22 protein-coding genes are annotated in these 21,056 nt (G+C 50.6%); 10 read left to right on the top strand and 12 right to left on the bottom strand.

The features are described 5' to 3' along the window. The first annotated feature begins 184 nt into the window (after positions 1 to 184). The gene (locus tag B1728_RS16260) at positions 185 to 1,402 is read left to right on the top strand and encodes a chromate transporter (protein WP_079911284.1); all 1,218 of its coding nucleotides are present in this window, start codon (positions 185 to 187) and stop codon (positions 1,400 to 1,402) included. Positions 1,403 to 1,516: 114 nt separating this feature from the next. Beyond that, complete coding sequence (locus B1728_RS16255; RefSeq protein ID WP_079911477.1) at positions 1,517 to 2,155, top strand: histidine phosphatase family protein; 639 nt, start codon at positions 1,517 to 1,519, stop codon at positions 2,153 to 2,155. A 133-nt stretch (positions 2,156 to 2,288) separates the two neighbouring features. On the opposite strand, the gene B1728_RS16250 is transcribed toward B1728_RS16255, so the two are convergent. Genes B1728_RS16250 through B1728_RS16235 form a run of 4 tightly spaced genes read right to left on the bottom strand, consistent with a single transcriptional unit; the run spans position 2,289 to position 6,030 of the window. Beyond that, entirely contained in the window at positions 2,289 to 3,296 is a 1,008-nt protein-coding gene (locus B1728_RS16250) for a FecCD family ABC transporter permease (protein WP_079911283.1), read from the bottom strand. After that, positions 3,293 to 4,303, bottom strand: coding sequence for a FecCD family ABC transporter permease (locus B1728_RS16245; RefSeq protein WP_079911282.1), 1,011 nt, complete (start codon positions 4,301 to 4,303; stop codon positions 3,293 to 3,295). The genes B1728_RS16250 and B1728_RS16245 overlap by 4 nt, the downstream gene beginning before the upstream one ends. A 6-nt stretch (positions 4,304 to 4,309) precedes the next feature. Further along, on the bottom strand, positions 4,310 to 5,230 hold the full coding sequence (locus B1728_RS16240) for an iron-hydroxamate ABC transporter substrate-binding protein (RefSeq protein ID WP_079911281.1): 921 nt from the start codon (positions 5,228 to 5,230) through the stop codon (positions 4,310 to 4,312). Between the two features lie 8 nt (positions 5,231 to 5,238). After that, entirely contained in the window at positions 5,239 to 6,030 is a 792-nt protein-coding gene (locus tag B1728_RS16235; RefSeq protein WP_079911280.1) for an ABC transporter ATP-binding protein, read from the bottom strand. 180 nt (positions 6,031 to 6,210) lie between these two features. Here B1728_RS16235 and B1728_RS16230 point away from each other — a divergent pair, with 180 nt between their 5' ends. Both B1728_RS16230 and B1728_RS16225 read left to right on the top strand, forming a co-directional pair. After that, positions 6,211 to 7,260, top strand: coding sequence for an NAD(P)/FAD-dependent oxidoreductase (locus B1728_RS16230; protein WP_079911279.1), 1,050 nt, complete (start codon positions 6,211 to 6,213; stop codon positions 7,258 to 7,260). Between the two features lie 89 nt (positions 7,261 to 7,349). Then, a complete protein-coding gene (locus B1728_RS16225; protein ID WP_079911278.1) occupies positions 7,350 to 7,718 on the top strand; it encodes a DUF4180 domain-containing protein in 369 nt (122 codons plus the stop codon). Between the two features lie 116 nt (positions 7,719 to 7,834). Here B1728_RS16225 and B1728_RS16220 read toward each other — a convergent pair whose 3' ends face one another. From B1728_RS16220 to B1728_RS16190, 7 genes are all read right to left on the bottom strand, one after another. Further along, positions 7,835 to 8,812, bottom strand: coding sequence for a FecCD family ABC transporter permease (locus tag B1728_RS16220; RefSeq protein ID WP_079911277.1), 978 nt, complete (start codon positions 8,810 to 8,812; stop codon positions 7,835 to 7,837). Further along, positions 8,809 to 9,831: a FecCD family ABC transporter permease gene (locus B1728_RS16215; RefSeq protein ID WP_079911276.1), complete on the bottom strand. Its 1,023-nt coding sequence runs from the start codon at positions 9,829 to 9,831 to the stop codon at positions 8,809 to 8,811. Before B1728_RS16215 ends, B1728_RS16220 begins: the two co-directional genes overlap by 4 nt. Positions 9,832 to 9,836: 5 nt before the next feature. Then, positions 9,837 to 10,808 (bottom strand): ABC transporter substrate-binding protein, encoded by a 972-nt coding sequence (locus B1728_RS16210; protein ID WP_079911275.1) that lies wholly within the window; start codon positions 10,806 to 10,808, stop codon positions 9,837 to 9,839. A 98-nt stretch (positions 10,809 to 10,906) separates the two neighbouring features. After that, on the bottom strand, positions 10,907 to 11,710 hold the full coding sequence (locus B1728_RS16205) for a helix-turn-helix domain-containing protein (RefSeq protein WP_079911475.1): 804 nt from the start codon (positions 11,708 to 11,710) through the stop codon (positions 10,907 to 10,909). A gap of 133 nt (positions 11,711 to 11,843) precedes the next feature. Continuing rightward, entirely contained in the window at positions 11,844 to 12,494 is a 651-nt protein-coding gene (locus tag B1728_RS35795; protein WP_144027893.1) for an ABC-2 transporter permease, read from the bottom strand. Positions 12,495 to 12,499: 5 nt separating this feature from the next. Next, positions 12,500 to 13,351 carry an ABC transporter ATP-binding protein gene (locus B1728_RS35790; RefSeq protein ID WP_144027892.1) on the bottom strand — a complete coding sequence of 284 codons (852 nt, stop codon included), beginning with the start codon at positions 13,349 to 13,351 and terminating at the stop codon, positions 12,500 to 12,502. Continuing rightward, positions 13,348 to 13,737: a GntR family transcriptional regulator gene (locus tag B1728_RS16190; RefSeq protein WP_079911273.1), complete on the bottom strand. Its 390-nt coding sequence runs from the start codon at positions 13,735 to 13,737 to the stop codon at positions 13,348 to 13,350. Before B1728_RS16190 ends, B1728_RS35790 begins: the two co-directional genes overlap by 4 nt. Positions 13,738 to 13,971: 234 nt before the next feature. Here B1728_RS16190 and B1728_RS16185 point away from each other — a divergent pair, with 234 nt between their 5' ends. From B1728_RS16185 to rlmN, 4 genes are all read left to right on the top strand, one after another. Beyond that, on the top strand, positions 13,972 to 15,105 hold the full coding sequence (locus B1728_RS16185; protein WP_079911272.1) for an SPFH domain-containing protein: 1,134 nt from the start codon (positions 13,972 to 13,974) through the stop codon (positions 15,103 to 15,105). A gap of 2 nt (positions 15,106 to 15,107) precedes the next feature. After that, complete coding sequence (locus tag B1728_RS16180; RefSeq protein ID WP_079911271.1) at positions 15,108 to 15,851, top strand: hypothetical protein; 744 nt, start codon at positions 15,108 to 15,110, stop codon at positions 15,849 to 15,851. Positions 15,852 to 15,872: 21 nt separating this feature from the next. Continuing rightward, entirely contained in the window at positions 15,873 to 16,292 is a 420-nt protein-coding gene (locus B1728_RS37475) for an NINE protein (RefSeq protein ID WP_079911270.1), read from the top strand. Positions 16,293 to 16,952: 660 nt separating this feature from the next. After that, the gene (gene rlmN, locus B1728_RS16170) at positions 16,953 to 18,017 is read left to right on the top strand and encodes a dual-specificity RNA methyltransferase RlmN (RefSeq protein ID WP_079911269.1); all 1,065 of its coding nucleotides are present in this window, start codon (positions 16,953 to 16,955) and stop codon (positions 18,015 to 18,017) included. Positions 18,018 to 18,183: 166 nt separating this feature from the next. On the opposite strand, the gene B1728_RS16165 is transcribed toward rlmN, so the two are convergent. Further along, a complete protein-coding gene (locus B1728_RS16165) occupies positions 18,184 to 19,431 on the bottom strand; it encodes a purple acid phosphatase family protein (RefSeq protein ID WP_256865376.1) in 1,248 nt (415 codons plus the stop codon). Positions 19,432 to 19,628: 197 nt separating this feature from the next. Here B1728_RS16165 and B1728_RS16160 point away from each other — a divergent pair, with 197 nt between their 5' ends. Continuing rightward, positions 19,629 to 20,342 carry a polyphosphate polymerase domain-containing protein gene (locus B1728_RS16160; protein WP_079911268.1) on the top strand — a complete coding sequence of 238 codons (714 nt, stop codon included), beginning with the start codon at positions 19,629 to 19,631 and terminating at the stop codon, positions 20,340 to 20,342. A 3-nt stretch (positions 20,343 to 20,345) separates the two neighbouring features. Beyond that, on the top strand, positions 20,346 to 21,041 hold the full coding sequence (locus B1728_RS16155; RefSeq protein WP_079911267.1) for a DUF4956 domain-containing protein: 696 nt from the start codon (positions 20,346 to 20,348) through the stop codon (positions 21,039 to 21,041). Positions 21,042 to 21,056 lie beyond the last annotated feature (15 nt).

The raw sequence follows: 21,056 nt of genomic DNA, 5'->3' as shown, positions 1-21,056 counted from the left end.
AGGCAACCTGATGTAATACCGGATGCTCCCCTTTAGGCCGAGAGGTTCAATGACCTGCCGTCTTTAGGGGAGTATTTCTATGATTATTAATTTTCTCATAAACCAAAAATCAGCATGACAGGATATGGTATAATGGCCTCGTTGAGAAAAGCTAACGGACATTGGAGAAGGGGCCGGTGGGTTTATGGAACCGAATGAGCAGCATATCGCAGCGGGGGAGCGCAAAGGGAAGGTGGCTGCTCTGCTGGAAGTGCTCGGCGTATCTGCCAAATTGGGGCTCACCTCTTTTGGGGGGCCGATTGCGCATCTCGGTTATTTTCATAACGAGTACGTAAGCCGAAGAAAATGGATCGATGAACGAAGCTATGCCGATCTGGTAGCGCTGTGTCAATTCCTCCCCGGACCTGCGAGCAGCCAGGTTGGCATTGGAATAGGCATGATAAGAGCCGGGCTGCTTGGAGGCCTGGTCGCTTGGCTGGGTTTCACCCTTCCGTCGGTTATAGCGCTAGCCGCGTTTGCATTCCTGCTCCAAGGCTATGACGTGGGGGATGCCGGGTGGATTCACGGCTTGAAAATCGTAGCCGTAGCGATCGTCGCCCAAGCTGTTCTGGGCATGGGACAGAAGCTTACTCCGGACCGGGAGCGGATCACCATTGCGGTGATAGCCGCTGTCGTGACATTAGCGTGGCCATCGGCCATCAGCCAAATTATTATCCTTACGGCAGCCGGACTGATAGGCTTGTGGCTGTATCGAAGGAAGCCGGAGAGCGCGGCACCGCACCTTCCTATTAAGATTAGCCGATCTCTGGCGGTGATCTGTCTAAGCTTGTTTTTCATTCTTCTGGTGGTGCTGCCTCTTGCCAGACCGTGGGGAAGCCTGGAATGGGTCGCCATGTTCGACAGCTTCTACCGCTCGGGCTCGCTCGTATTTGGCGGAGGCCATGTCGTTCTGCCCCTTCTGGAACGGGAGGTTGTTCCTATGGGATGGGTTAGCGAGCATGATTTCCTTGCAGGCTACGGAGCCGCGCAAGCGGTGCCCGGACCGTTGTTCACCTTTGCAGCCTATCTGGGGGCAATGGCAGGAGGTTTATCTGGAGCAATCGTGGCTACTGTCGCCATTTTCCTTCCAGCATTTTTGATCGTTGTCGGGGCGCTTCCGTTTTGGAACGGGCTAAGAAGCCATCCAGGGGTTCAAGGTGCTTTGGCAGGCATTAATGCGGCTGTAGTGGGGCTGTTATTAGCCGCTTTATACAATCCGCTATGGACTTCTGCCATTATCAAGCCGATGGATTTTGCCTTGGCTGTTGTTTTATTCATCTTGCTCGTCTTTTGGAAGCTGCCTCCATGGGTTATCGTACTGGCCGGTGCCGCGGGCGGCGTGCTGCTGAACTTCATAGGATAGATTCGTATAACGGATAATGGACCATAAGCGGTCCTTATCCGTTTTTAATTTTTACCAGTTGGAGGCAAACTACAGGGGAGACACCTACACTCTATGAAAGAAGTGACCCCCACTATGAAAAAGAACGTTTGCAAAGGGCTGCTGGCCCTCCTTCTGCTGTTTCCGTTATTAATGGGCTTGTCGATAGAAAATGCAGCCAAAGCAGCACCGATCGGTCCGGACTTGCTGAACTCGCTCCGTCAAGGCGGGTACATATTGTATGTCCGGCACGGAGAAGCGAATGTTGGACAAGATCAGCCAGGGCTTGCGTTCAGCGACTGCTCCACCCAAAGGAATTTGTCGGAGACAGGGAAGCGGCAGGCTGTTGATTTCGGGAACACGATTCGCCGTTTAAGGATACCTGTGCAGTACCCTGTACTGGCGAGTCCGTTTTGCCGGACCAGAGAGACGGCGCAGCTGGCCTTTGGCACTGACCCTGTTCGAGTCGACCCCTTCTGGATTAACATTTACAATCTGGGCGGACATCTGAGCCTCGCGGAACAAGACCGTATTTTGAATGAAACGGCGGCGGTGTTAGAGAAACAACCCGGTGCCGGGGCCAATCAGGTCATTGTTTCCCACAGCTTCCCTCAAGGTGTCGGGTTGGGGGATATCCCCAACTTGGGGACTGTGATCATAAAACCGTTAGGAACAGGCAGAGGCTATGAGATTGTAGGGAGATACACATTGGCTGAGCTTATGAATACGAGGTAATAAAAGTGGGTTTGGTTCATTCATATGCCCTCATTTCATGACCAAAAACCAGTCCAACACTTCGGTGTAACGGACTGGTTTGTTTTTTAGCACAATCGAAGCCAAGGCTCCCCCTCAGAGGGATCTCTTGCAGCTACTTTTTCAGCAACAAGTACATAAAATAGGGCGCTCCGATCAAAGCAACCATAATGCCCGCCGGAATCCCATCGGGGTCGACGAACTGCCGCCCGATCGTATCGGCGATTAGGAGCAGCCAGGCGCCCAGCAGGATGGCAAGAGGCATAAATAATTGATGTCTTGGACCAACCAGGGCTTTGGCAATATGAGGGGCCATCAGCCCGACAAAAGCAATTCCCCCTGTAACGGAAACGGCTGAGGCGGCTAAAGCCACGGCGGTTAACAGCAAGACGAGTCGTTCCTTCTGGATCGATACCCCGATTCCTACAGCTACAGGCTCATGGAGAGAAAGCAGATTCAATCGTTGGGCCTTGTACAGTACGAAAGGGATAAGGATAATCAGCCAAGGCAGGAGAGCCCCTATAAAAGGCCAATCCACTCCCCATATACTGCCGGCCAGCCACTTGGATATAAAATCGACTTTGGTGCGCTCGGCCGACGATATCAGTACAATCATCAGCCCGGAGAGGGCCATGGAAAATCCGACTCCCGTCAGCACCAATTTGACAGGCTGCAGGCCGGTGTGCTGGTTATACGAAAATACATAAATAAGACAAGCCGTAAGACAAGCCCCGGCAAAAGCGACAAGCGGCAGTAAATAAACGAAGGAGCCGGCCTGTACAGGAAAGAACAAAAAGAAAACAGCTATGGCCGCGCCTGCCCCGGAGTTAATGCCTATGATGCCGGGATCGGCCAGATCGTTCCGGGTAATACCTTGAAGAATGGCACCCGAAAGCGCCAAAGCCATACCGGCTAGCAGGGTAATCACTATTCTCGGAAGCCGAACGGAGAAGAACACGAACTCTTCCTTGAAGGTGCCTTGACCAAGCAGGGTCGGGATCAGCCGATGATAAGGCAGCTTGGAATATCCCATGCCCATCCCGATAACGATGGTAATGACGATAAGCGCCAGCAGGATGATCAGAATCAGGCGCTGCTTTTTGATTAGGGCCGGATGGATCATAAGTACGCTTTGCCTCCTTTATGCACGATAAACAGAAAGAACGGCAGGCCCATGATAGCGACTACGGCCGCCACCGGGGTCTCATAAGGCGCATTCATCGTACGGCCAAGCGTATCCGCAAGCAGCATGAAGGAGGCTCCTGCCAATGCGGACATGGGAAGGGTGAACCGATAATCCTTGCCTGCGAACGCACGTACGATATGCGGAATCATGAGGCCGATGAAGGTCATGTTTCCGACCAGGGCGACGGAAGCGCCGGCAAGCAGGATCGTGACGACAAACAGGATGGTCTTCACTCTCCAGGTGTTCTGGCCTAAGCCGACAGCCACTTCTTCACTCAGGCTGAGGATTGTCAGCTGCCGGGATAGTACAATGGCAATGGAAATCCCCGTTACGATAAACGGGACGATGATTTGAAGCTGGCTCCACGAGGTCCCGCTGATGCCTCCGGATGTCCACATGGATACATCCTTGGAGATCTTAAAGGCGAGCCCAATCCCTTCCGCAATGGCGTACAAGAAGGTGGAGACAGCGGCCCCGGCCAAAACGAGGCGAAGGGGGGAGAAGCCGCCTTTTCTCATCGCCCCGATCCCGTACACCATCCCGGAGCCGACAGCTGCTCCGACAAAGCAGGCCGCCATAATAGAAACATAATTAGCCGAAGGCAGGAGTGCCATGGTTGCCGCAAGCGCAGCGTTGGCCCCGGCGGTGAGTCCGAGCAGACCGGGGTCGGCAAGGGGATTGCGCGTCATGCCCTGCATGATCGCACCGGATACGGCCAATGCCGCGCCGACGAACATAGCCGCAATTTCACGAGGCAGGCGAATCTCGCGCAGCAGCGAGAGCTTCTCCCCAGCAGCCTGGGAGGTTAGCGCGAGCCAGACGTCTTTGAGCGTCGTATCGGCTGCGCCGAACACCATAGACACCACGAACATAGCAACCAAGCAGACAACTCCAGCTATCCATTTGTATACGAAAGCGGAGGGACGTTCAGTTTCTTTCTTCATGAGTGATCACCCTAGAAAGCTTTTGATAATGAAATTGAGCTGGTAATCCAATGTTATAGGATCATTGAAGTAGAATGCTTTGGCATCGGCTTCGAAGACGTGATGGTTCTTAACGGCCGGAATATTTTTATACGTGTCAGTTTGCTGAAAGGCATTGTCGGCTTCATTGTTTTTACTGAAAATCACGTAATCGCCGGCATAAGCGGGCAAGACCTCCACGGACAGCGCATAGTAGCCTGCCTTGAGAGCCGTTTCCTTCACTTTATCCGGCATGTTCAGCTTCATGGTTTGGTACAAAATTTCGGTTCCGCGCCCAAAGTTATCTCCATACACATAGAGCTGCTTGTTAAAATTCTCGATAACGGAGACAGTGGCATTTTCGCCGATCTTGGCTTTGATGTCACTGCCGGCCTTTTCGGCGCGCTGTTTAAAGTCGTCTACCCAAGCCTTGGCTTCCTTCTCCTTATTCAACAGCTTGCCGATCTCCACGAACTGGGTTAAATAATCGACCTTGCCATAGGTATAAGTGACCGTCGGCGCGATTTGTTTCAGCTTATCGATGTTTTTGATACTGGACAAGCCAATAATCAGATCGGGATCCAGCTCGATGATTTTTTCCAGATTTTCGTCGGATACTTCCTGAACGTTTTTTAATTTGGCATCGAAGTTCGGATTCATCTTGGACCAGGAGTCGACACCGACCAGATTGACGCCAAGGGATATCACGCTGCCTGCGAAGGAGGAAAGCACAACTACGCGTTTAGGGTCGGCAGGGACCTGAATAGGGCCGGACTCCGACTGGTAGGTAATGGTTCCGGATGAAGCGGAATTCTTGGAGGTAGAGCCTTCGGATGGTTGGGCGGCCGGATTGCCGCAAGCGCTTATGAAGAGCATCAAGGTCAGAAGCGGGATCAGCACTTTTTTCATCGGGTGGGTTACATTCCTTTCATCAAGTTATAGGTCACGCACATGGGCTTGCCGGTTCGAGGATCTCGTCCGATCTCGGCATCGATCTGAAACACCTGCTGGAGTATCTCATGCCGGATAACTTCCTCGCAGCTTCCTGCTTTGACGATTTGTCCGTCCTTGAGTGCGATGATATAGTCGGCAAAACGGGCCGCTTGGTTCAGATCGTGAAGCACCATGACAATCGTACGCTCCTGCTCGGTATTCAGCTTCTGCAAAAGCTCCAGCACCTCAAGCTGATGGGCCATGTCCAAATACGTCGTCGGTTCATCCAAAAAGATGATGTCGGTTTCTTGCGCCAGCGCCATGGCAATCCATACACGCTGCCGCTGACCGCCGGATAAGGCATCGACGGGACGGTACTTAAAAGCTTCCGTTCCCGTTGCTTGCAGTGCCCAGTGAATCACTTCCATGTCCTTGGGGGTCAGCCGGCCAAGGCCTTTTTGATACGGGAACCGCCCGTACGATACGAGCTCGCCGACCGTTAAGCCGTTTGCTCCTTCGGGCGTTTGCGGCAAAATGGCCATCTTTTGGGCGAGCATTTTCGTATTTTCTTGAGCGATATTGGCACCATCAAGGATAACAGCTCCGGACTGATGGGGGACGATCCGTGTGATGGCCTTGAGCAGCGTAGATTTTCCGCATCCGTTCGAGCCGATGATGGCCGTAATTTGCTTATCCGGAATCTTCACGCTCAGATCTTTCACAATCATGCGTTCACCGTAGCCAATGCTCAAATGGTCAGTGTAGAGGCGTACCATGAAGGACCTCCTTTCTTCGTAGCTGACGAAATTTTTATTGATAACGATTATCAATATCACTAATCTAATACGATAAAAGGATTTCCTCTTCTTGTCAACCCGTTCTTGAAAAAGTGTCAAATACCGTGTAAAGTTAATTGATAATGATTATCATTTTTATTCAGGTGGAGGGTGACCAATTTGTACGGTGAGGAATTATTTGACGTAACGGTAATAGGAGGAGGCCCGGCAGGGCTTTATTCCACTTTTTATAGCGGTCTGAGAGAGATGAAGACCAAGCTGATCGAATACCAGCCGCAGCTGGGAGGAAAGGTTCATGTATATCCGGAGAAGATGATCTGGGATATCGGGGGCCTCACACCTATTCCCGGCGCTAAGCTCATAGAACAGCTTGTCCAGCAGGGGCTGACGTTTCAGCCTGAGGTGGTGCTGAATGAAAAGGTGCAGTCGATGACACGCAACGACGATGGGATCTTCGTGCTTCATACCGCGTCCGGACGGAAGCATTACTCGAAAACGGTCATTGTCGCCGTAGGAAGCGGTATCCTGAAGCCTACCAGGCTGGAGATCGAAGGAGCGGAGCGGTATGAGGTCAGCAATCTGCACTATACGGTGAAATCCTTGAAGCAGTTTAAGGATAAAACCGTTATTATTTCCGGAGGCGGTAATTCCGCCATTGATTGGGCCAATGAGCTGGAGCCGATTGCCCGGCAAGTGTACCTTACTTACCGCAAGGACGCCTTATCCGGCCATGAGTCCCAAGTAACGCAGCTGAAGAACAGCTCGGTTCACTGCTATTTTCAAACGACCATTACCCGATTAATAGCAGCAGCTGATCATGAATCGATTGAATCGGTTGAGCTGACGCATCATGACACAGGCCAGGTCACGTGCCTGCCCGTCGATGAAGTAGTCATCAATCATGGCTATGAACGGGATACGAACCTGCTCGTAAACAGCGGTCTGAATATCGACATGATAAACAGTGACTATATTGCGGGAAACACCAACAGCGAAACCTCGGTACCCGGGCTTTATGCAGCCGGGGATATTCTGATGCATGACGGCAAGCTGCATTTGATTGCCGGCGCCTTTCAAGACGCAGCCAATGCCGTGAACAAGGCCAAGCAATTCATTCAGCCTGATGCCAGCAAGAGCGCTATGGTATCGTCGCATAACGAGGTATTTAAAACCCGCAATCGGGAGCTGGTGAAACAGATGATGGAGTAGCCTGATTTTGGTGGGTGGGAATATATGGTACAATGGAGGACACAGGAGCACACAGGCTGGCTCCGATTTAGCTGGAGGGGAGAGAGGAAATGAACATTGTCATAGATCAAAGGGGCGACTCCAAGGTCGCCGTAATAGAAAGCTCCGACATCGTAATAGGCGACGTTCAGGATGCTTTGGATTTGATGGCAACGGTAAATTACACCGAGGAATGCCATAAAATTTTGCTGAATAAGGTGAATATAACAGAGGACTTCTTCGAGCTGAGAACGAAGCTTGCGGGAGAAATCCTGCAGAAATATACCAACTATCAAGTCAAGCTCGCCGTAGTCGGAGACTTTGAAGGATATAACAGCAAGAGCCTCAGAGATTTTATTTATGAGTGCAACCATGGCAAGCAGTTCTTTTTTGTAAAAAATAACGAGGCCGGACTTGAGGCGCTTCATAGCGTCAGGTAACAGGGAATGAAGTGCAGAGGAAATGTATCCAGACAAAAAAACAATCGGACCAAGCCCAGGGGCTCGAACCGATTGTTTTTTTGTTTTGGGTTGTAGTATAGCAGGCAGCAGCTTGCCTAGCGTCTTAACCTTTCCCGGCGCAGCAAATAGATGAAGTAGGGTGCGCCGATAACGGCGGTCATGATGCCGACGGGAACTTCGCGCGGGATGATGATAACACGGCCCAGGCAGTCGCCAAGCAGCATGAGGTCTGCGCCCAATACCGCCGCCAGCGGAAGAAGCCGTTGATTGAGGCTTCCGACAAGGCTTCGTGCCATATGGGGAGCCAGAAGTCCGATGAAGCCGATGGCGCCGACAGCCGATACGGAAATACCGGATAAGGCTACCGCCAATAAAAACAGCCAGAAGCGCTCGCGCACAACAGGCAGACCTAGCGAGACGCTGATTTCGTCGCCAAGCTGAAAGACGTTCAGCTTCCTGAAGCTTCCGTAAGCAAAGGCGAGCAGCACGATCATAGCAGGCAGTAGGTACTGCACCTGGCTCCAGCCGCGTCCCCATAAGCTGCCGGACATCCACAGTAGCGCCATATTGACGTTGGTCGGATTCGTCACGATCAAATATTGAATTCCCGCTTGAAACACGGCTCCGATCGCCACGCCGACAAGAGCCAGCGCTGCCGGAGTCAAGGTGAGCTTCCTGCTTAGGGCCAGCAGGATAAGAAAGGCGGCAACCGCCCCGGCAAATGCGGCTAGAGGCAGCACATAAACCGGCGATTGGGGGAACAGGAAAATAACGGCTGCCGCCATGAAGCCTGCGCCTTTCGTAATGCCTATCACATCGGGACTGGCCAATGGATTGCGGACCAGACTTTGCAGGATGCCTCCGGCGACAGCTAACCCGAATCCAGCTAAGATAGCGACGAGGACACGCGGCAGCCGCAATTCATGAACGATGAAGTAGGAGGAACTGTCCTGATAGAACAGGCCGCTGCCGATATCGGACAACGGAATCGAGACAGCACCCACACTGAACGAAATGACACTTAAGATAACCATCACCAGGCAAGCCAGAAGGAGAATCAGCGTATTTTTCATTTCCTCGAGCCTCCTTGCCGCCGTGATAAATAAATAAAGAACGGCGCTCCAATGGCGGACGTTACGATGCCTACGGGCGATTCGAACGGAAAAGCAATAAAGCGGCTGAATAAATCCGCATAGACGAGCATCAAGCCGCCGAGCAGTCCGGTCAACGGCACGAGAACGTTCAGGCTCGGGCCTGCCAGCGAACGGGCGATATGAGGAACGATGAGACATATAAAACCGATCGGGCCGCATACGGCGACGGCTGAACCGGCAAATACGATGACCAACAGCATTCCGGTTCCGCGAACGAGGGCAACCCTTTGGCCCAATCCCGATGCAATATCGTCATCAAGCGGCAGCAGGCGGAAGGCAGGCACCATGAAGCCGAGCAGCAGAAGCCCGCCGGCCAAAAAAGGGAGGAGCGCCGCCACCTCATGCCAGCCTGCGCGATTCACCGAGCCGACCAGCCAGAAGATCATGCTCTCTGTAGAGTATTGGTTCAAGATCATAGCCCCTTCTGTCAGTGATGACAGCAGGAAGTGGACGGTAATGCCCGCAAGGGCCATTCGGACCACCTGCTTGTGTCCGATGCCTGCTAACGACCAGACGAGGAGAGCTCCGGCGACAGCTCCCAAGAAGGCAAGCGCCATCGATGCCATCAATCCCAGTCCGGCGGACAGCACCAATCCGAGAACAACAGCCAAGGAAGCTCCGGCATTAATCCCGAAGATATGCGGCGAGGCAAGCGGGTTCTTGGTCGTAAGCTGCGTCAATAGGCCCGCGAGGGCGAGCATAATGCCCACCATGCAGGCTGTCAAAGTGCGCGGCAGCCGCAGCGTCTGGATATACAGATGAAGCTTATCATGGCCCTGATAGGTAAGAGCCTCGAATAACGTGCCCCAGGACAGCTGCGCTTGCCCCCACTTGAGGCTCAGCAGCATGCCGCCGATTAACAGGAGCGTGCCCATACAAAAAAGGGAGAGCAGAAACCAAGAGCGGCTCTGCTTCTCCAATTGCGCGGAAGTTTCCATTTCGGTTATTCTCCCAGCTGCTTTAAAATATCTTCGGCGATTTTCTCCGATCCGAGCATGCCTCGGGATAGCGACCAATCACGGCGTTCCACCGAGTACACTTTATTTTTGGCGACAGCATCGATCTTTTTCCATAAAGGATTCGTTTCCCACTGGTTCACGATGGTCACTTTATCCGTTGGCATAAGGAACAACGCTTGAGGGTTGGTCTCGACCAGCTGCTCCAGAGTCAGCTGAGGATAAGCCGTATCGCTGTGTAGAGGATCGGTGAAGCCCAGCATTTTCAACATGGAGCCGGAATAAGAATGGTCGGAATGACCGAAGAATCCGGTTGGATTGACTACGGCAGGTAGAACGGTCAGGTTAGCATTTGTAATCTTTTTCTTGGCTGCTTCCATTTTGGCTTGGTGCTCTTCGAGACGTTTCTTTCCTTCGGCTTCCTTGCCGACGGCTTTGGCGGTAATGATGTAGTTTTTGAGCATTTGTTCGTAATCCGCCTGGAAGTCGTTCAACACAAGAATCGGTGCGATGGCTTTCAGCTGAGGCAGCGCATTCTTATGCTTATTGATATCGACGATAATGAGATCGGGCTTGAGAGAGCTGATCAGCTCAATGTTCGGCTCATAGCGGGAGCCAACGGATGTATAGGATTTCAACTGGCTCTTTACGGCATCCATGAATAAGTCTTTATTGCCATCATCGGCGATTCCTACGGGCTGAACGCCTAACGTAACCAGCATGTCGGTAAAGCTGAAGTCCATAGTCACGATGCGCTCCGGTTTCTTAGGAAGCGTGACCGTTCCTTGGGCGTCTTCTACGATAATTTTGCCTTCGGCCGGTGCTGCAGAGGGAGAGCTGCCTTGGCTAGCTTGACCGCTCTGGCCGGAATTGCCTGCGGTTTGACCGCAAGCGGCGAGGCTTATGGCAAGAACCAACCATAAAGTAAAAGTAAAGATGCGGCTAAATCGATGCTGCATGAATGTTCCTCCTGATAATAATAATTATTCTCAATTGATTTTAGCCGCATAGTGAGGGTTCGACCATATCTAATCTGAAGATCGAGCATGTTATATTTTTAGATTTTATCCAAGCTCTTGAGGTACTCCGTAGGAGAAAGGTCCGTTTCCTGTTTAAAGGTCCGGCTAAAATGGAAATAGTCCATGAAGCCGACGCGCTGGGCAATTTCTTTGGCAGGGAGCTGCGTTTGCTGGAACATTTGCTTCGCTTTTTGAATCCGCAGTCTGCGTAAATAATGGCTCATGGTGGTTCCTGTGAGGTTTTTGAACAAAACCGTGTAATGACCTACGCTCATTCCGGCACGTTCCGCCAGCATAGGGAGGGTGAGCTTCAGCATGTAATGCTCGTTTATATAGTTAAGGGATTCTTCCATGCTGACCGCAGAAGACTTGTCCTCCTGGGTCCATTGGGTCTCATATAAATAGATGAACAGGATGCGTTCCAGGAGCAGACGCTTGCGGACCTGCTGCACGAGTTGCTCCTCGTCGGAAGGAGTATGGAGATCCCCCGTCATCCGGATTAGCTCGTCCAGCATATACTTGATTTTTACTTCACTGTAGGTACGAAGCGGGCCATGCAGGGTCCAGGCACTGCTCTCGGGGAAGATACGATATGAAATGACGAGGTATTCGGCCGATTTGGTTTTGGGAACCTGGATGGTGAAAGGGCTGTACTGCGGGTGGCAGGCGAAGCCTTGAGCAACCATAGCGGGCTCTTGATTGCAGCCTGAGATTAAGAGATGTCCGCGCAGTACGACAAGGATAAGGTGGCGGTCGGGAGGGCTGATGATGGTTTGAGCCGTAGTGAAGGTCTCTACTTGTTCGAACACCGGTATGATGGAAACGAGCTGTTGAAAACTCATCGTGGTCAGTCCCTCTCTTCCTGTCGTAATTCTTTGTTCATCATACAATGAAGGTGAAACGGCAGGCAACAAAAGATAGGAGGTGCGGCAGACCGGATGGCCCGTCACACCCCCTTGTTTGGCAGGAGCGGTTCTAAAGATTTTGTTTTTCATAAATACGGATGGTAGCGGTCATAGAAATCATGCCTATCGCGAGCGCCAAGACAATAGGCAGCAGCCCCTGAACGATGGCCGGAACCGGAAGCGTCCAATGGAAGCTGATGTCGTTAGCTTGCATATATTTCAACAAAACCGGAACGATAAACGGCACGACGAAAATACTAATCGAGAACATATATCTCGCTTTTTCGAAGCCGAGGCGATACTGCACCGGAACCATGATCGAGAAGACCACTGTTAGAATAAGAAAGCAGTACGCAAATTCGGACAAGCTTAACATCCCCATTTGCTGCGGAACCAGCCAGGAGGTTACGGTATATAGGATGGAGCAGCCGATAAATAGAAGCAGTAAAAACAAATATTTCGATTGAATGATCGCGGCCCTGCCATAAGGAGTGGCACACAGCAGGGCGGAGCCTTTGTGCTTGAACTCTGACATGGAGACGGAGCTGAACGTCAGGAACAGAATGTACAGCGTGCTTATAAAGAAGGCCAGAAAGCCGCCGGACGCAAGAAATTCCATTTTCATTTTGATAAACACAGGAAGGATAATGGCAGCGACAAACATGAGAATCATATACTTTTTGACGAGAAGGGAGTCTTTCTTCACCAGATTCAGCAGCATAGTCATTACCTCCTTATATAGCCGAGCATGATATCCTCGATGGTGGGCTTCTCCATAAGAACGCCAGCCATATTTTCCAGTACAGCCGGTTTGTTGTGGGTCAAGCCTTCAAAGCCATATGCAGTTTCGCGCAGTGTCAGAAACAGGTCCCGGGTATGCTCGTTAAGCTCTTTCTTGTCTCCTTTGACGAAGCCGTGGGTATCCAGCAGCAGGTCCTTATCCTCGTTAAAGATGATACTGCCTCTATCGATTAAAACCAGCGTATCCGCAATTTTATCAAGGTCGGAGGTAATATGCGTGGAGAAAAAGACGCTCTTGCCGTCCTGCTCCATAAACTCCAACAGGATTTCCATAATCTCGCTTCGTATTAAAGGATCCAGTCCGCTTGTCGGCTCATCCATGATCAGCAGATCCGCGTGGTGGGATAGAGCCAGGGCAATCGCATATTTCATTCGCATCCCTTTGGATAAAGTAGATATTTTCTGGCCGGGATTCAGCCCGAAGCGATCCATGTACTTGTGAAAAGCGGCATTATCCCAGCTAGAGTAGGCGGGCGCAAGAACACTTTTCATTTCTCCCATAGTTAAATCCTCATAGAAATAGCCTTCATCGAACACGATGCCGATCCGGTTTTTTAATTCCCGTCCATGCTTATCCATATCCTTGCCGAATACATGGATTTTCCCGGAATCCTTTAATGCTAATCCCAGAATGGATTTAATGGTTGTCGTTTTGCCGGCGCCGTTAACCCCGATAAAACCGGTGATGCAGCCTTCAGGCAGAGAGAAGCTGACATCGCGCAATTCGAAGGAGCCCCTATTGATGCGTAAGCCTTCTACTTCCAATACCGAACTCATGATTCACTATCTCCTTCCTCGAACAGCAGGTCCATCATTTGGTACAATTCGCTTTTACTGATGCCGAGCGAGCGGGCCGCATTCCATGCTTCGGTGAGCTTTTCTTCAACCATACGCCGCTTGGATTCCCGTAAAAGCTCCAGATTGCCTTGAGCCACATAGGATCCCTTGCCTGCCTTGGTCGTTATAAAGCCTTCCGCTTCCAGCTCGTCATATACTCTTCGGGTCGTCAGCACGCTCACGCGCAGGTCATTAGCCAGTGCCCGAATGGAAGGAAGAAGCTCGCCTTCGGCCAATTCTCCGCGCAAAATGGCATCCTTGATTTGTCCTTTTATTTGCTGATAGATCGGGGGATCCGATACGTTTGAAATAATAATTTTCGTAATCCTTCACTCGCTCTCAACTGTGTATATCATACATATACAGAATATACAGATATCACAGGAATGTCAACAACCGGTCATGTTGCGAAATCATTCTTTTCTTCCATCAGCTTCATAACCGCGGCTTCGCTTTGTGGGGCGTTTATATCAAAATATCAAAATAGGATTTGATAAAAAGAGACAAGGTGTATACAATTAATACAATGTTTGGAAACGGTGAATGAAAGAGGGATTGATTTGGCTATCATTGATGTTATCAAATTTAATGGCATAGCGAATCGAGATTGGCTGGTTTATCGTTATCCCGGAGATAGCTTTGTGTATGGTTCGCAGCTTATCGTAGGGGAAGGGCAGATGGCGGTTTTTGTAAAGGGAGGCAGGGCGCTGGACTTCTTCTCGCCCGGCACTTACACGCTTCGTTCCCAAAATATTCCGCTGCTTCAGTCGTTTATCAACCTCCCCTTTGGCGGCAGAACCCCGTTCTCGGCAGAAGTGTTCTTTATCAATAACACCGCCAAGCTGGACGTGCTATGGGGTACGAGCGACCCGATCAGTCTGATCGATCCTAAATACGGAGTTCGGATAAGAGTTCGGGCCTTCGGTCAAATGGGCATGAGAATTACCAATTTCCGCGTGTTTTTAACGGAGCTGATCGGTGCTGTCGGCGACGCGCAGGTCGTGAAATATGACACGGTGATGGGCCATTTCAAAGGCGTTACGGTCACGAAGGTCAAGACGATGATAGCGGATTTGATTATTAACCAGAAAATATCGGTCATGGAAATAGCGCCGAAGCTGGAGGAACTATCCGAGAAGGTTCATGAGAGCCTCGCCGGGGAATTCGAGCGGTTCGGCATCGAAATGATAGACTTCAACCTATCGTCTATTAATTTCCCGGACGAAGATTTTGAGACTATTAACAAGCTGCTGGGCGAAAGAGCGGCCTTCGATATTATGGGAGATTCCCGCTATAACGCGAAGCGTTCATTTGACGTGATGGAGGCCGCGGCAGGCAATGAGATCGGGGGCGGGATGGCTGCCGCCGGTATGAGCTTCGGCTTTGGGGCAGGCAGCGGGCTTATGAGCAGCAGCTTTTCCCAGACATTCGCCCACTCTTCTGTGTACAGCACTTCCTGCCAAGCCTGCGGACATATGAACGAGCCGGGGGATAAGTTTTGCGGCAACTGCGGCGGCAAATTAAGCAAGGAACAAATCGAATGCTATTCCTGCCATATGCTGATAGATGAGGATGCCAAATTTTGCTCGAATTGCGGAAGCTCAATGCTTTCCAAGCCATGCCCCGGCTGCCAGAAGGTGAATAAACCCGGGACCAAGTTCTGTGCCGAATGCGGCACGAAGCTGGGGGGCTGAATGTGAGCAGGACGGATGTTCGCAGCTACCGCATGCTGCGTTGGCTGGCGGCGGCAGCCTTTGATATTGCAGTTATTTTCGGTGCGATGACCTTGCTTTCTGAGGCGTTCTTGTTGGAACCAGAGAAGCAGGCGATAGCTGGTATGGTTCTGGCATCGGGGATGATTGCGGTCAATGGGATTCTCGTGAGGCCGCAGCTGTTTTTTAGAAACAGCAGCTTCCCTTATTGTGTATCGATGGTTATGCTGACCGTCGCCTATTTCCTGATCTCCAATCTGATCTCAGTATTGTTTATTTCCGGCAGTGTGCTCGGGTATATAGGCTGGGAGCTGTTCCTATTCGCTCTGTATGCGGCTCTCTATGCGATTCTATTGTTTTTTGCCGGACAGGATTCGGATGATAGACTTAGGACCGAGCTCGAGCGGGACGTCAAGCATACGATTCAGGCGCAGCTCAGTACAATTGAAGAAGCTTTGCGGGACAAGGAACCGAATCCTACCGCGGCCTCTATCTGGAAGGCCTTCCAATTGCTGAAGGAACGCTTCCAGGCTTCGACTCCGTTTGGAAGAATAGTGAGCAGCAGCCAGATCATGGAGCTGGAGCATAGGGTGCAGGTGAATCTGGATTTCCTGCAGCTGCATATGAAATCCAGCCTTCATGAAGGCAACCTGAACGACATTTTAAAGCTGATTGAGGAAACTCATACGCTGCTTAATCATAGGGAAGCATTGAATATCCAATCATAATATAGAGAGGAGCTCAGACCTATGAGCACAAAAAACTGCCCTTCCTGCGGCGCACCGGTTGCATTGAATACGACAGAATGTAAATATTGCGGCGAAGAATTCTCCTTTGCTCCGCCGCCTAACCCGCAAATGCACCAAAATGTTCCTCGTGAAACACAGCAGCCATTTGTCAACAACAACATCTATGTCAATTCGGCGCCTCCGCCACAACAGGTCTGGGTCCGTCCTGCCAAAAGTAAAATCGTTGCAGGGATACTGGCTATTTTACTGGGAGGCTTCGGCATTCATAAATTTTATTTGGGCAGGGTCGGCTGGGGCATCGTGTATTTGCTCTTCTGCTGGACGTATATCCCGACCTTGATCAGCCTGGTTGAAGGCATTATTTACTTTGCCTCAAGCGATGAAAGCTTCAATATGAAATATGGAACCAAAACATTGTAAGAGTAACCGGCGAACGCAAACAAGAAAGACGCCCATTCTTTCATCTGGAAAGGAAGGACGTCTTCTTTTTGTGATTCTCAAGGCATTGTTAGCGACTTAAACGAGCCGCAGAACGAAAGCTTATTCTTCTTCATCCCATTTGCGCGAGTATGCTTTCTTGGTGATCCAGAACGTCAAGCCAAGAACGATAACCAAGCAAACAACCGACCAAAAGATGATGACACCCATGACTAACACGATCCTTTATTATATATTGTAGTGCTGGCAGTTCGTATGCCCCGCTATCTGTAATCTGTGCCTATACTGGTTGTAGAATGGAGACATGGTTGCCTGATTTATGGTATCTATATTGTAACACGCCGTTTCTTCAGTCTGTCCGGGGAATATGGCGATATTATAAAATAAAAGTGCAGGAAAATCCAATCGGATCACATCATAAGCTTAGGACGGAGATATTTTTAGGTGAAGACATGGTTATTAAAGCGCGGGCGGCTACCGACTGGAAGTATTCAATCGAGTATGATTGAAGCGGCGTTGACGGAGCTTAAGGATGCTAGGCAATATTGGATAACAAATAACTGCCCTGACCCCCTTGTTTTAGCAAACTAATTTTGGGACAATAATAGGACTGAATTTATAGAGTTGAAAAGAGGATATCATATGAATAAAGAATCCATCTACGGATTGACGCAGGAGCAGCTGATAGCATGGCTGCAAGAGCATGGTCATAAAAAATTCCGCGCGGCGCAGGTGTGGGATTGGCTTTACCGCAAGCGGGTAACCGACTTCGCGGAGATGAGCGACGTTCATCCGGATTGTCTTCAAGTGCTGGCGGAGCATTTCGTCATTTCTACGATGAGTGAGCACACAAGACAGGAATCCGCGGACGGAACGATTAAATTTCTGTTCAAGCTGCGCGACGGCAACTTGATTGAAACGGTACTCATGCGCCATAAGTACGGCTTGTCAGTATGCGTCACGACGCAGGTCGGCTGTAATATCGGATGCAGCTTCTGTGCAAGCGGCTTGCTTGCGAAGAGCCGTGATTTATCGAGCGGCGAAATCGTGGAGCAGATCATGAAGGTTCAGCTGCATCTCGATTCTGCGGGTCAAGGGGAGAAGGTCAGTCATATTGTCGTGATGGGCATCGGAGAGCCGTTCGACAATTACAAGAACATGTCCGACTTCATCCATGTGGTCAAGGACCACAAAGGACTGGCTATCGGGGCAAGACATATTACGGTATCGACCAGCGGTCTGGCCGATAAAATTATCGAATTCGCCGACTCGGATCTGCAGGTGAACCTGGCTATTTCGCTGCATGCGCCTAATGACGAGCTTCGCACCAGAATTATGAAAATCAACCGGGCCATTCCGCTGAACAAGCTTATGCCGGCCATTGATTACTATTTGGAGAAAACGAAGCGGAGAATTACGCTGGAATACATTTTGCTGAAGGACGTCAACGATCGCAAGGAGCATGCTCTTGAGCTGGCAGAGCTGGTCGGTCACCGTCGTCAGCTGGCTAACGTCAATCTGATTCCTTATAATCCGGTCGATGAGCACAGCCAGTACCAGCGGAGCGAGCAGGAATCGATAACGGCCTTCTACGATACGTTGAAGAAGCAGGGCATCAGCTGCAGCGTCAGGCTGGAGCACGGAACTGATATCGATGCCGCCTGCGGGCAGCTGAGAAGCAAGCAATTGAAGCAATCGATCGGGTAAGCAAGAAGGAACGATAAGGTATAAACAGGAGAGAGCACACCCATTAGGGGTGTGCTTTTTTGCTGTTGAAGCTCGACGCGAATCCATATGGGTTACGGATAACGAACCACCCTCAACTGAGCTCTATTAAGCCTCGGCAAGGGCATCCCTTTCGCTCAAGCAGCTGCTAGCTCTCGTGACGGATCACGAATTCGTCCCATTTTACCCCATCCGCATCAAAGGCTTGATAGGTTAATGAAGACCCCTCGATTGTAATGCCGGCAAACATCGGCTTCTCATTCTGGAAATGGACCTTATGGTAGAACAGATCCTTTTTCTTTTCGTTGAACTTGGTACCGGACGCATTGGTGACCACGTATACAGTCCCTTCATGGTTGACAATCGGCCCGTCTCCGTTCCCCGTTATTTTACCGCCGCGCAGGGGATACGATCGGGAATATTCGTGATTATGCCCCTGCAGGACAAGATCGACCTGGAATTCATCAAACAGCTCGCTCCACTTCTCCACCTTCTTATACGAATTCCCTCCGTAGACCCCTCTGTGCATGGCGACAATCTTCCATGGCTTATCGGTACGGGCCAGATCGTTCCGGAGCCATTCGGTCTGTCCGTTGATATTGGATTCCGTATTCAATACGACGATGTGGGCGCTGCCGTAATCAAACGAGTAATTGGTACCGGGAATGGAACCTTTCGCCCCGTTGGCGGGCAGCTGGAAATGGGCCAAATATCGGTCCGCATTGCCGTTCATTTCGTCGTGGTTACCCGTGACCGGCATCAGAGGAATTTGCTTCAGCCAGCTGCCGGTCTTGCCGAAGAAGGAATCCCAGCCGGTCTCCTCCTCGGGATCCTCCGTCAAATCGCCATTATGAACGATGAATCCGGCATGGGGAAAGATCTTGAAGGCTTGGTCCAGCGTCCTGCCCCATTGCTCGAAATCCTTCTCCGTCTTCCCTTGGGAATCCGCAACGTTAATGAACGTGAACCCGTTCGTTCCTTCCGGCTCCGTCCTAAACGAGGAGGGCTCGCTCCAACCCGTACCTTGGCCGCTGCCAACTCGATAGGAATAAACCGTACCCGGCTCCAGTCCGGTGATTTCTACTGTATGAGCCGCCTGAGACTTCTTTTTCTCCATCTGGATGACAGCCGTGGACCCTGTGAGCGTCTGGACGTTATCTCCTGTAAACTGTGAGCCTTTGACCCATTGAATGACGGCTGCATCCTCTGGATTTTCCGTGAACCAGGTGAACGCCCGGGTTGTACGGGGGTCTCCATGAAACGTAGTTGCTATCGATTTAGGGGTGCTGGACGCGTGGACCGGGCCCTGCTTTTGTGATTCCAGCCATAGAGCGGCTCCGACGACAACTACAGCCAATGCGATGAGCCAAGCGGCGCTTTGATATCGGATCATCATGGGGACACTCCTTCCCTGCCATATCAGACTAGTGTAGCTCTATTGTAAAGGAATTGTAAACTTTCAGTTACCGCTCAGTTGCCGCTAAGCGTGAGTTCAGTTAGGGACGATACAATACTTTCTGTAATGAAGAGACAGCTGGATGGGAAATGGAAAAACCAGATACAGGGTTGATCTGATATAGAAAGAGGTGTGACATGAACAAGAGCTTGAAATACCGGCATGAGCTCAAATTTTTCATTAACCAGCATCAATTTTACATTATCCGCCAAAGACTCAAAAGCTTGATGAGCCCCGACAGCAATGTCGGCTCTTCAGGGGAATATCACATTCGGAGCCTATATTTTGATGATATGAGCAATAAAGCGCTTCATGAGAAGCTGGGCGGAATCAGGGACCGGGTTAAGTACCGGATTCGCATTTATAACGTACAGGACGATGTGATTCATTTTGAGAAAAAAATCAAGTTCAACGACTACATTGCAAAAGTGAAGGAGCCGTTGACCCGGGAGATGTACGAGCAGATTGCAGCCGGACATTTCGAGGTGCTGAACAATCCGGAGAAGCCACTGCTGATGGAGCTTTATCATGAAATGAACCATCATCTGCTGCGGCCCAAAGTCATCGTCGACTATGTGCGGGAGCCTTATGTATGCCATAACGGAAACGTGCGGATTACGTTCGACAAGGAGCTAAGGACCGGGCTGCACTCGACGGATCTGTTCAGCAAGCAGCTGAAGCCCGTCCGGGCTATCGACGAGAATCTGATCATTTTGGAGGTCAAGTACGATGAGTACATTCCGGATTCTATCAGGATCGCTCTTCAGCTTGAAGGACTGAACCGACAATCGGCATCCAAATACGTGATCTGCAGAAAATTTCTGAAATACAACACTTGGGAGGATTATTGATCTATGGATACAAACACAACGACAACGAATTTTACGGATTTACTAAAAAAATCGGTCATCAGCAACTTTGCTTCGGATATCACCCTGTCGAAAATCCTGCTGTCGCTGGCCGTCGCCTTTTTCATCGGCTTCTTCATTTACTTATTGTACAAACGGGTGTTCAGCGGCGTCCTGTATTCCAAAAGCTTCAACATCTCCTTGATCGGCATGTCTATGGTTACGGCGATGGTCATTATTGCGGTTAACTCGAACCTTGTGCTGTCGCTTGGTATGGTGGGCGCGCTGTCTATCGTGCGTTTCAGAACGCCGATTAAAGACCCGACGGATCTGATCTTTCTGTTCTGGGCCGCTGCGGCAGGGATCGTGTCCGGCGCCGGCTTCTACACGCTGGCTATCGTGGGCTCAGTTATAATTGGCTTGGTGATGTTCTTCTTTATCAAAAAGTCGTCCTTCGAAACACCGTATCTGTTAGTGGTGAATTGTGAGGGAGACGCAGCGGAACAAGAAGTTCACTCCATGGTCAGCCGCATGGTAAAAAGGTACAACGTGAAGCAAAAAACGGTAACTCACGGCAATATCGAAACGACCCTGGAAATTCGGCTTCGCGATAGCGAAGGGGCTTTTGTCAATCAAATGAACGAGCTTCAAGGCGTGAAAAATGCCGTGCTCATCAGCTACAGCGGTGATTACGTGTCCTAAGAATGGAGGTGTCAG

The sequence above is a fragment of the Paenibacillus sp. 32352 genome (genome assembly GCF_002042965.1).
GTDB lineage: Bacteria > Bacillota > Bacilli > Paenibacillales > NBRC-103111 > Paenibacillus_S > Paenibacillus_S vulneris.
The sequence above is the reverse complement of the archived record's forward strand: the minus strand, read 5'-3'. Positions and strand labels throughout refer to the sequence as shown.